An 11,393-nucleotide genomic window follows, 5' to 3' on the forward strand; every position below is an offset into this window, starting at 1 on the left:
ATGCTCGCGCCGCCATGCGCCTGACCCGCACCACGAACCACATCCCGGTGGCGGCGGGGCCCCGGCCGACCCGGCTCTCGGTGCTGCACGGGCCGGAGGCGGGCCTCGAGGTCGCGGTGCCGCCGGTGGGCGTGGTGGTGGGCGCGGACGCGTCCGCGGATGTGGTGCTCACCGACCAGTCCGTGTCACGCCGGCACTGCTCGCTCGTGCCCAAGGACGACGGCTTCGAGGTGACCGATCTCGGCTCACGCAACGGCACGTTGTTGGATGGAGTGTCGATCCAGAAGGCCGTAGTGCCGGTGGGTGCGGTTCTGCGCGTGGGCGGCACGTTGATCCAGCTCGTGCCCGCCGACGACGCGGTGCTCATCCCGCCGAGCACGCAGCCGAGCTTCGGGGCGCTGGTCGGCAGCAGCTTGGCGATGCGCCAGGTCTACGCCGTGCTCGAGCGCGCGAGCGCCTCGAACGCGCCCATCCTGCTGCTCGGCGAGAGCGGCACCGGCAAGGAGCTGGCCGCCCGCGCCGTGCACGAGCACAGCCCGCGCAAGGACGGGCCGTTCGTGGTCTTCGACTGCGGCGCGTCGAGCGAGACGCTGATCGAGAGTGACCTGTTCGGGCACGTGAAGGGCTCCTTCACCGGCGCCCACGTCGATCGACCGGGAGCCTTCGAGCTGGCGCACGGCGGCACGCTGTTCCTGGACGAGATCGGCGACCTGCCCATCAACCTTCAGCCCAAGCTCTTGCGCCTGCTCGAGACCGGCGAGGTCACGCCGCTCGGCGGGCGCAAGCCCGCGCGCTACGACGTGCGCGTCGTGGCTGCGACACACCGCGATTTGTCCGAGGAGGTCGCCCGCGGCGGTTTCCGCGGCGACCTCTACTACCGCCTGGCGGTCGTCGAGGTGCACCTGCCGCCGCTGCGCCAGCGGCTGGAAGACGTGGAGGAGCTGGTCAAGGTCCTGCTCTCGCGCGAAGGGCGTCCCGAACCCGACGTGCGCGGCGAGAACCTGGAGCGGCTGCTCGCCTATCACTTCCCCGGGAACGTGCGCGAGCTCCGAAACATCGTCACGCGCGCGGTGGCGCTCTCGCCACCGGGCACGCGTTTCTCGGCCATGCCGCTCTTGCTCGCTGGGACCACCGCCAAGAAGGACACCGAGTGGGTCGCGAGGGCCGACCGCCCTTTCTCCGAGGCCAAGGCGGAGCTGGTGGCCCGCTTCGAGCGCGACTACCTGAAGGACCTGTTGATCCGCGCTGGCAACAACATCTCCCAGGCCGCTCGCATCTCCGGCATCGATCGCAAGCACCTGTATCGCCTGCTCGAGTCCGCGGGCCTCCACACCAAGACGTGAAGCGTTCCCTCCTCGGCGTGCTGTTCGCACTGCTCGGCTCTGGCCCGGCAGCGCGGGCAACCGAGCCGCCTCCGGCGATCGACCACCGCGAGGTCGGTCCCGACGCCGAGCTGTTCGACGATCGGCACCGGCCCGAAGCGCGCGCCTGGGTCGAGCGCCCGTTCGCGCTCGAGGCCCAGCTCGGCCTGGGCGCGCCGCTCGGGCTCGCCGGCGTCGCCTTCGACTGGAGCCCGAGCCCAGGGTTTTCGTGGAACGCGGGCGCCGGAGTCGGCGGGAGCACGCGCACGCTCCAGCTCGGCACCTCCGTGCGCCTGCGTTTGATCGCCGCGACGGGTTTCGGCCTCGGGGCCGAGGGTGGGCTCTCGGTCGGCCGCTACGAGGAGCGCACGGACTGCCCGAGCGGACGCTGTCCACCCGCGTACTCCTGGGACCCGGCGGTCTGGGGTCACATCGGGCTGATGCTCGAGCACCGCAGCGAGTCCGGCCTCGCCCTGCGCTGGAGCTTCGGCGCGGCAGGGATCTTCAACCTCACCTCGGCCGAGTGCGTGCGCTGCGACAGCACCGACGAGCCGAACATGTGGCACACCACCGTGCCCTACACGCTCCTCGCCGCAGGATGGGCGTTCTCCCCATGAGGCGCGCCGCGCTGCTCGGGTGCTTGCTCGCGCTCTCGCCGCCAGCGCGGGCGGACGGCCCGCTCGGCCCCAACGGCTCCGCGATCCGCACCAGCGACTACTCGGTCGATCTGGCCGGCGGGCCCGTGCTGGCCGGCTCGCGCGCGCTCGGCCTGGCCGGCGCCTACGTCGCCATCGCCGAGGGCGTGGACGGCAACCTGCACAACCCGGCGGCGCCGGCGGTGCGCGCGGCCTGGTCCGCCACGCACGTCGACTACGACGCCAGCTTGGGCCTGCTCTTCCCCGGAAACCTGGCCCGGACCGATTTCTACAACACGGGGCGTGGAGCCACGGATCCGCGCAGCAGCGACCCTCGCGAGTTCGTGCTGCTCGCGCCCGCCGGCAACGTCCAGATCGGCCCGTGGGGTATCGGTCTCGGCCTCGAGCTCTTCCGCTACGGCTTGTTGCGCCAGCCGGACCCCGCGCTGGGTGGCGAAGAGGAGGTGGTTCGCGCGCAGTTCAGCACCGTGCGGACCTACCTGGCCCGCGCCGTGGACGACGGGCAGATCGTCGGCGGGATCGGCGTGCAGATCACCGCGCTCGACGTGACCACCAAGGACGAGATCGTCACCCGTTCGGGCAACGTCTTCACCACGCGCGGGGTGAGCCTGGAGGGCGGCTTGCTCTGGCGCCCGACGGGGGAGCGTTTTCGGTTGGGCGTCGCGGTGCGCGCACCGGTCACCACCGACGTGGACGCACGCGGGCGCGCCGTGGGCGGCGACATCGTGCTGCGCGACCCCGCGAGCCCCAACGCCATCTGGCTGCCGCGGCGGGTCAAGCGACCCTGGAGCAGCGACGTCGGCGTGGCCGTGCAGCTCGGCCCGCGCCCGCTCAATGTGGGCTGGCTCGATCCGGTGATCGTGATGCGCCGGGTGGACGCCTTCCTGGACGAGCGGGAGCGCGAAAGGGAAAAACGCCTGGTTCGCGCCGAGCGCCTCGGTCCCGACGCCCTGGAGGCGGCAGAAGTCGAGCTCGACCGGGAGGAGGAGGCAGACGAGCGCTACCGCGCCGAGCAGCGCGACCGGCTCTCCGAGCTCCTGCACCGGCGCTACGTGGGCATCCCCCGGCGCTACTTGCTCCTGTCCGCGTCGCTCCACGCCGACGGCGACGTGCAGAGCAGCGTGGGCGTCGAGTCGTTCCTGCAAGGCTACGTGGATCGCTCGGGCGAGCGGGTGAGCTTGACGCCGCGGCTCGGCGCCGAGACGGAGGCCGTGCCGAGCTGGCTCAAGCTCCGCGCGGGGACGTACCTGGAACCGACGCGGTTTCGCGGCAGCTCGCCCCGCACTCACGGCACCTTCGGCTTCGACGCGCGCCTGTTCGAGTGGAGCTTGTTCGGACTGCTCCACGAGGACGACAAGCTCGCTCTCGGAGCGGCCATCGACGGCGCGCGCCAGTACCTGGGCTGGGCGGTGTCGGTGGGGATCTGGCGGTGAGCCGTGCTCCGAGGAGAAGACGAGCGGCGTGTTGGAGCTACCGCGGGGGCTGCGAGTCGATCTCGACGAGCTGGCGCGCTGAGGCGGGCGCGACGCGGTCAGCTCTCACGGCGCCGCCTGCCCGGACTGGTAGACGTGGAAGATCTTCGGCGGCGTGTCGAAGCTGGCCGCCGAGACCGAGTAGCCCATGGTGGCGGCGCCTTCGGCCACGCTGCAGGCGCCGGTGAAGCGGCCGTCGGGGGCGTCGAGCACGCGCTCCACCACCGGCGCGCCGCTCGGGTCGCGCAAGATGCCCTTGCCGCCCGCCGCGACCGGAAAGACGAAGCAGCCGCGGTAGCCGATGCCGCCAGGGGGGACCGGTCCGGCTGGCGTCGCGATGAGCCAGGTCTTGCCCTGCGCCTTGAAGAGCTCGGCGGCGTTGATCTGCGGAATGCTGCCGCCCAGGCAGAGCGCGTCGTTCGCCTCCAAGAGCCGCGCTGCGTAGAGGAAGGTCTTGGCGTGGTCGAGCGAGCGCAAGAGCTCGACGCGGATGGTGTTCGGAGTGCCGGCCTTCACGCAACCGACGGCGAGCTCGAGCACACCCCCCTGGCGCCACATCACATCCGGCTCGCTCAGCGCGATGCAATCGGCCATGTTCGGGAAGCCGTTGACGAGCGTCTTGGCGTCCTTGCTGGAGAACTCCGACTCGCTGTTCCAGCCCAGGACCTTGCCCTCGTCTTTCCAGGTCAAGTGCGGCTCTTCTGCGGTGAAGAGCGAGATGTACCCGAGGTCGTACTGCAGCTGGTCGGCGCCCATGACCAGGTAGGAGAAGGCGAACAGCTTCCAGCGGCGGGTCACGTCCGGATCGTCGGCATCGAAGACCAATGACGACACTTCGTGGATCAGTCGGCCGGAGCAGGTGCCGCTCGGGCAGCGCGGGGAGCCCACCGGCACGGGGACCGTGATGGGTCCGGACTGGTTCGCGGCGGCCACGTAGGTCCAGGTCGCGCCGGCGTCGCTGGAGACGGCGATTCGGGTCGAGATGTCGTTCTTGGCCAGCACCGCCGAGTAGCTCATGGCTCCGCCCGGCGCGTTCAGCGGGTACTCGACGCTGGTGTCGAAGATGCCGCCGGGGGCTGCCGGGTCGTTCTCGACCACGAGCTCCTTGGCGGTTTTAGGATCGACGTAGGTGGGCGAGGGTAGGGTGGACTTGCAGCTCGAGCCGCCGCTCCCGCTCGTGCCGCCTCCGCTCACGCCGCCGGCTCCGCCGACGCTGGTTCCACCGCTCCCGCTGGCGCCACCGCCGCCCGCCGCCCCGCCGGTGGCGGAGCCGCCGCTGCCGCCGGTGCTCACGGAGTCGGCCTCGCCGCCTCCGCCACAACCCAAGAGGAGAAGACCCACCGAAATGACGACTCGCTTCATCAGCCTGCTCCGGCGCTGGCGCTCGCGCTGGCGCTCGCCTTCACGCTGACGTTGATGGACGCGCTGGCCTCGGCCTGCGCCTTGATCGAGGCCGCGAGACACGCACCCGCCTTGAGCGCGGCTTCGCCGCCACCCTTCACGGCGGCGCGGGCGCCCTCGAGCGTGACGCGCACGGTGGCCACGGCCTTCTGCAGCTTGGCGCGCATGCCCAGCGTGACCTTGACGAGGGCCGGCAAATTGGCTTCGAGCGCGCTCTTGAGCTTCATCGCAGCCTGCACGTCGGCGCTGCCGATGAGGCCCACGCTGACCCGCGCCGGCTGGCACTCGAGCTTGGCGTTGACTTGCGCGTCGCAGCTCGCCTTGCACTCCGCGCTGACCTTCGGAGGTTTCACCTCACCGCTGCACTTCGGCTCTTTCAGCTCGACGCTGCAGCCACCCGAGCACTGACCCTCGCACTCGGCCTTGCCCTTCACGGTGCACGCAGCGCTGCACTTGCCGCTACAAGTGCCGCTGCAGCGCCCGCTGACCGTGGACGAGCAGCGCCCGTCGCAAACTCCCTCGCACTTGCCGCCGGACATCTTGCCGTCGCAGCGGCCGTTGCAGTTGCCGTCGCACTTGCCGCTGATCTCCCCGTCGCACTTGCCCTCGCAGCTGGCGCTGCAACTTCCGGAGCACTCGGCGCCGGCCTCGACGGTGCAGCTCCCCTTGCACTGGCCCTCGCACTTGCCGCTGATTTCTCCGCCCTCGCACTTCACCTCGGCCTTGCCGGGCTCGACGCTGGCGTCGCACTTGCCGGCGCAGTCGGCCATCGCCTCCATGCTGGCGGAGCACTTCGGCGGCTTCACCTGCACCCGGAGTGAGCCCTTGGCCTTGGCCTTGACCTGACCGAGCACCTTCACCGCAGCCTGGCAGGCCGCCTCGGCCTTCTTGCCGGGCCCCGAGTCCTTGGGCTCGATGTCGGCGTCGCTCGCGCCCAGATCCTTGGCCAGCTTGCCGCAGGCGCCGGCCACGTCTGCCTCGAGCTCCACAGCCAGTGCTTGCAGCGACGCGCCCGCCGCGAGGGCGGCCTTCACCTTGCCCTCGGCTTCCCCCTTCAAGCCGAAGCTCGCGCTCATGGCGGCCTCCGCGCTGTTCGGGCAGTTGCCGCCGGGGAAGTTCGAGAGGCCCCCGCACTGCGTCGCCGAGAGGGCGAGCGCCGAGAGGCCGACCAAGCGGAGCGTCGTGGGTTTCACGGACTACGAGGTTACACCCCGCGCCTGGCGGCGGAGAACCCACTTGAGATCGATCAATGACTCGGGGCATCCTGCGCGGTCATGAGGTGGGAAAGCAGCCTTTTGTCGCGCGCGGTGCTGCTCGCGTGTGTGGCCGGCGCTGGGGGGTGCAGCAAGGAAGCGGCGGCGGAGCGCCGCCCGGACGGCGCCGCTCTCTTCGCGTCGACGTGTGCACGCTGCCACGGACCGGAGGGGAAGGGCGGCCCGCCGCTGGGTCCCGGCCAGCCGGGCCCGCGCGATCTCACGGACACGGCGTTCCACGCCGTGCGCACGGACAAGGAGCTCTACGGGGTGATCCGTGACGGCAAGGGCGGTGTGATGCCTGCCTTCGGAGCGGTGTACTCGCACGAGCAGCTGGAAGCCTTGGTGCTTCACCTTCGACGGCTGGGAGGCAAGTGAGAGCATGAAGATCGTGAAGAAGATCCTGATCGGGCTCGTGGCGTTGGTCGTGCTTGCGGTGCTCGGCGTGGTGACGCGCTTCTACGTGATGTTGCCCAAGGCACGCGCGGCGCAGAACCTGACCGCGCCGAACACGCCGGAGGCCATCGAGCGTGGGCGCTACCTGGCGAACCACGTCGCGGTCTGCACCGGCTGTCACTCGAAGGTGGACGAGAGCAAGCCGGGGGAGCCCGTGGTGGACGGTCACCTGGACGAGGGCCGAGTCTTCCCCGAGATCCCCGGCTTCCCGGGCATCATCCGCGCGCCCAACATCACGCCAGACAAGGAGACCGGCCTCGGCAACTGGACCGACGGCGAAATCGTCCGGGCCATCCGCGAGGGCCTCAGCAAGGACGGTCGCGTGCTGTTCCCAATGATGCCGTACAAGTCCTTCGCGGCGTCGTTGTCCGACGCCGACACGCTGGCGATCGTGGCGTACCTGCGGTCGCTCCCGCCCATCAAGAACGACCCCGGGCGCATGCAGGTGAACTTCCCGGTCTCGATGTTCATCCGCGCGGTGCCCGCGCCGGTCACCCAACCGGCAGGCGATGCTCCCGCAGACGTGGTCGCGCGCGGCAACTGGCTCCTCACCCTGGGCAACTGCCACGACTGCCACGACGCCTTCAACGAGCGACGGGAGCCCATCCCCGGCAAGGAGCTCTCCGGCGGGACGATGATGGAGCTGCCCGGAAGGGGCAAGGTCTACGCCGCGAACATCACCAGCGACCAGGCCACCGGCATCGGCAGCTACACCGACGACGACCTCCTGCGCGTGCTGAACGAAGGCATTGGCAAATCGGGGCGTCCGCTCTACGGCATGCCGTGGTGGTACTACAAGGGCATGACCGAACAGGACAAGCGCGCGCTCATCGCGGCGCTCCGGCAGGTCAAGCCGGTGGTCAACGCCGTACCGCCGTCCGACGTCAAGTGAGCGCGAGCGAGAGCGTCTCCCGGTGCTCGGGGACGTTCTCGAGGAAGCTCCGCCTGAGCGCCGGGTCGGAGATCTTGTCGGCGCGCTCGCGCAAGCGCTGCTGCGCTCGGTCCAGCGCGGCGCTCGCCTTCTCTCGCTCGCCGTTGGCCCGGAGCACTTCGACCCAAGTCAGGCGTGCCAATCCCTCGCCGTCCTCGATGCTGCCGAGCTCTTCGAGTAGGTAGTGGGACTCGGTGGCGTGGCCGAGCGCCGCGCTGGGATCGCCGCGGCCGAGCTCGGCTCGGGCAGCCAGCGCGAGCGCCAGCACCCGGTTCGGCCGGTCGGACAGCTCGGCACTCTTCAGCGCCGAAGCGAGTGCCTCCGCGTGCTTGCCTGCTCGGCTCAAGAGCGCGGCCAGGTAGGTGTGCGAGACGCACTCGATCCAGCGGTCGTGCTGACTCACGGCGTCCGCGATGGCGTCGCGCTCGATGGCGATGCCGGCGGCAAGATCTCCGGCGAGCGCGACGGCGTATCCCAGGTTGTGCTTGGCGATGGCGCGGGTCAGCGCCAGGTTCATGCGCTCGGCGCGCGCGAGCACGTCGCGCAGGATGGCCTCGGCCTGGGCGTATTGGCCCAGGGCGATGTGCGCGAACCCCACGCTGGTCTGGAAGGTGAGGGCGTGGCGCTCTTCGTTCGCCTCCTCGAAGCACCGGGCGGCCAACTCGGTCTTCTCCAGGTACGTCGCAGCGTCTCCGGCCACGAGAGCGGCGTAGCCCTCCGCCCGAGCGATCCAGCCCCGGCCCTCGTGGTCGCTGGGGGCGAGGTGGCTCTCGATCTCGGCGAGGCAGGCGAGGATCTCGCCGGCCAGCTCGGTCCTTCCCGCGCGCAGCGCCGGCACGCAGAGCTGGGCCAGCACCACGGCGCGCGCCGCGGCCGTCTCCGGCGCGGTGTCGGCGGCCACCTCGGCGAACAGCGCCGAGACCTCGTCGTGGCGTCCCGCCCGCGAGGCGATGCGTGCGGTCTCGGCGGCGGCCACGTACCAGCGCGGAGAGAGACGCGGGAACGCCCCCATCGCCTGGCGCGCGGCGCTCTCGCGCTCTTCCGCCTCACCGCGCCACTGGTGCGCCTGGCTCATCAGGAGGTAGAGCTCGCCGGCGAGCTCGCCGCTCGGCCGCGCCTCGAGCGCGCGGCGCGCGTGGACGAGCGCGTGCTCGAAGTCGTTGCCCCGGATGGCGGCCTCGGCCGCCCGGCAGAAGTGCGGGGCGGCGCGCCCGAGCTCGCCCCCTCGATGCCAGTGCTCGCCGAGGACCAGCGCCTCCCGTTCACCCGCGCGCTCGAGCCAGGCGGCGGCGAGCCGATGCCCGAGCCGGAGATCCTCCTCGGTGAGCATCGAGTAGGCCGTCTCGCGTACGAAGGCGTGACGGAACACGTACTCCTCGACGCTCCCGAAGCGCGAGCCGCGCCGGCGCGAGACGAGCTCGCGCTCGCCCAGGCGAGCGAGATCGGCGCGCACGCTGTCCGGGTGTCGTCCCAGAAGCTCCGCCACGCCGGCGGGCCAGAAGACCTGGCCGAAGATGCTGGCCGCGCGCAAGAGCTGGCGCAGCTCCGGATCGAGGGCCGCCAGCCTCGCCTCCGCGACCGCCAGCACGCTGCCCGGCAGTGCGGATTCGGGGCCGCTCTCCGCCACCGCTCGAATCAGCTCCTCCAGGAAGAAGGCGTTGCCGCCGGCGCGCTCGACGATGGCCGCGACGAGCGACGGGGCCACGTCTTCGCCGAGCACCGTCTGCACGAGGCTCTCGCTGGCGCGGCGCCCGAGCTCCCCGAGCGGGAGCACGAGCGGGCGCCGCTCCGCCCACAAGCCGGGGAAGCGGTCGGTGACGTCGGGGCGGGCCAGCCCCAGGGCGAAGAGCGGGCGGTCGGCGTGCTGCCGAAGCGCCGCGTCCACGAACCGCACGCTGCCCCAGTCGCTCCAGTGCAGGTCTTCGAGCACGAGCAAGATGGGGTGTTGGTCGAGCTCGCCGCTCAGGAAGTCCTCCCAGGCCGTGAGCATCAGATCACCCGCCGAGACCGGGCTCATCGCGCTCCGCGCCTCGACCTCGCCGGCGACCACGTCCGCGAGCGTGTCGGCGACGCGCCCGGCCGCGTGCGGGGAGTGGGCCTTGCCCACCCGCGCCGCCAACCGATCGCGCACCTCGTCCCGGGGCGTGTCGAGAGAGACACCCAGGCCGAAGCGCAGCGCGCTGCTGAGCAGTCCGAAGGGTGAGCCCTCGGCCATGGGGTCGCCACGGCCGAGCCAGATCTCGGGCGGCCTGCTGCCGGCGCTCCGCGCCGTGGCCTCCAGGCGCCGGAGCAGCTCGTAGCGCACGCGGCTCTTGCCCACGCCGGAGTTACCGGTGACGAGCGCCACCCGCGCCACGCTCTCGCTCAGGCTCTCGGTGAGCAGGCTCTCGAGCACGCTGAGCTCGCGCTCGCGCCCCACGCACGGGGTCGAGCGTCCCAGCAGCCGGCGCAGCGGCGTCGGATCGAGTCGCTCGCCGAGCAACGTGGCAGAGCCCGCCGCGCCGGGGCGGCGCTCGATCTGAAAGCGCGACTCGAGCAACCCGGTGCTGACCTGGTCGAGGAAAATCCCGGAGGCGCTCTGGTCGATCAGCGCCTCGGCCCGCGTCACCACGCTGCGTTCGGGGTTCGCCAGATCGCCCACGGGCCCCGCGCCGGTCGCCAGCGCGAGCGTCACCCCCGAAGCGTGGCGGCGGATCTCGAGCGCGGCGCGCGCGGCCTGCGCGACGACGTCGCTGGCGGTGCCGAGGGTGGCGAACACCAGCGCCCTACTCTCACCGCGTCGCTCCAGGGTGCCGCCGTGCTTCTCGGCCAGAGCGCGCAGATCGAAGGGCGGAGCGTCCATCACCGCGCGCTCGAGGCCGCTCACCAGCACGACGCAGGTGAAGCGCTGCTCGGCCAGGGTCAAGACGGCGCCGTCTCGGGCTCCCTGGCTGAGCGGAGCATCGAGATCCCCCTCGAGCTGCAGCGCGGCGAGCGCCCGAGCGACGGCGTCGCCGTCCGCGGGCCGGTCCCCGGGCTCCTTCGAGAGGAGCCGGCCGACCAGCTCGTCGAGCTCGGGTGGGACGTCCTTGCGGCTGTCGCTGACCCTTGGGATCGGTGAGAGCAAGAGCTCCGACAGGATCACCTCCATCGGGCCGTCCGGCAGGATGGGGTGACCGGTGAGGCAGCGGAACAGGATGGCACCGAGCGCCCAGACGTCCGCCGCGGGGCCCACGTCCTTCGCGCCCCGCGCCTGCTCCGGCGCCATGTAGCGCGGGCTGCCGACGATTACGCCGGTGCGGGTGAGATCCCCGGCGAGCGCGCCTTGGCGCGCCACCCCGAAATCGAGCACCCGCACGTCCTCGATGCTGCGGTTCACCAGGAACACGTTCGAGGGCTTCAGATCGCGATGGACGATCATGCGACGGTGGGCCGCGCCAATCGCCGAGGCGATGCCGGTGACCACGCGCACCGCCTCGGTCGCGCTGAGCTCGGCGCGTTCGAGCCGCTGCGCGAGGCTCTCTCCCTCCAGCCACTCCATGACCAGATACGGGCCCTCGTCGGAGTTGCCGTGGGCGACGTAGCGGACGATGCCGGGGTGGTCGAGCTCGGCGAGCAAGCGAGACTCGCGCAGGAAGCGTTCGCTCTCGGAGCCCGGACGCAACAGCTTCAGTGCGACGGCATCGCCGGTCTGCCGGTCGAGCGAGCGCCAGACCACACCCATCGCGCCGGAGCCGGCCAGGCTCCGGACCTCGAATCGGCCGCCGACGACTTCTCCGCGCTTCAACCTGGGCTGAAGGATAGCGCCTGTCGGGGTGGGCCAAGGCCGGGGTGTTCGGAAACAGGCCTCGGACCGGAGGGGGCGGTGGTTTTCCCGGGTTCTG

At 71.4% G+C, this 11,393-nt stretch carries 8 protein-coding genes and 1 pseudogene; 6 read left to right on the forward strand and 3 right to left on the reverse strand.

The genetic code is table 11. The features are described 5' to 3' along the window. Window positions 1-14: 14 nt before the first annotated feature. From HS104_10080 to HS104_10090, 3 genes are read left to right on the forward strand one after another with little or no spacing between them, the layout of a single operon-like run. Window positions 15-1,343 (forward strand): sigma 54-dependent Fis family transcriptional regulator, encoded by a 1,329-nt coding sequence (locus tag HS104_10080; protein ID MBE7480315.1) that lies wholly within the window; start codon window positions 15-17, stop codon window positions 1,341-1,343. Continuing rightward, window positions 1,340-1,978, forward strand: coding sequence for a hypothetical protein (locus HS104_10085; protein MBE7480316.1), 639 nt, complete (start codon window positions 1,340-1,342; stop codon window positions 1,976-1,978). The genes HS104_10080 and HS104_10085 overlap by 4 nt, the downstream gene beginning before the upstream one ends. Next, the gene (locus HS104_10090; GenBank protein MBE7480317.1) at window positions 1,975-3,450 is read left to right on the forward strand and encodes a hypothetical protein; all 1,476 of its coding nucleotides are present in this window, start codon (window positions 1,975-1,977) and stop codon (window positions 3,448-3,450) included. The genes HS104_10085 and HS104_10090 overlap by 4 nt, the downstream gene beginning before the upstream one ends. A gap of 105 nt (window positions 3,451-3,555) precedes the next feature. On the opposite strand, the gene HS104_10095 is transcribed toward HS104_10090, so the two are convergent. Next, window positions 3,556-4,587 (reverse strand): hypothetical protein, encoded by a 1,032-nt coding sequence (locus HS104_10095; protein ID MBE7480318.1) that lies wholly within the window; start codon window positions 4,585-4,587, stop codon window positions 3,556-3,558. A gap of 46 nt (window positions 4,588-4,633) precedes the next feature. Between HS104_10095 and HS104_10100 the strand changes: the two are divergent. Further along, window positions 4,634-4,738 (forward strand): annotated as a pseudogene (locus HS104_10100) (energy transducer TonB). A gap of 112 nt (window positions 4,739-4,850) precedes the next feature. Here HS104_10100 and HS104_10105 read toward each other — a convergent pair. Continuing rightward, window positions 4,851-6,083, reverse strand: coding sequence for a hypothetical protein (locus HS104_10105; protein MBE7480319.1), 1,233 nt, complete (start codon window positions 6,081-6,083; stop codon window positions 4,851-4,853). 81 nt (window positions 6,084-6,164) lie between these two features. Here HS104_10105 and HS104_10110 point away from each other — a divergent pair, with 81 nt between their 5' ends. Both HS104_10110 and HS104_10115 read left to right on the forward strand, forming a co-directional pair. Then, window positions 6,165-6,521, forward strand: a complete 357-nt coding sequence (locus tag HS104_10110) for a c-type cytochrome (protein ID MBE7480320.1) — start codon at window positions 6,165-6,167, stop codon at window positions 6,519-6,521. Between the two features lie 4 nt (window positions 6,522-6,525). Beyond that, entirely contained in the window at window positions 6,526-7,491 is a 966-nt protein-coding gene (locus tag HS104_10115; protein ID MBE7480321.1) for a c-type cytochrome, read from the forward strand. Here the strand turns inward: HS104_10115 and HS104_10120 are convergent. Beyond that, on the reverse strand, window positions 7,484-11,296 hold the full coding sequence (locus HS104_10120; protein MBE7480322.1) for a protein kinase: 3,813 nt from the start codon (window positions 11,294-11,296) through the stop codon (window positions 7,484-7,486). The two genes, HS104_10115 and HS104_10120, sit on opposite strands and share 8 nt — an antisense overlap. Window positions 11,297-11,393 lie beyond the last annotated feature (97 nt).

The sequence above is a fragment of the Polyangiaceae bacterium genome, from assembly GCA_015075635.1.
Classification (GTDB): Bacteria; Myxococcota_A; Polyangia; order Polyangiales; family Polyangiaceae; genus JADJKB01.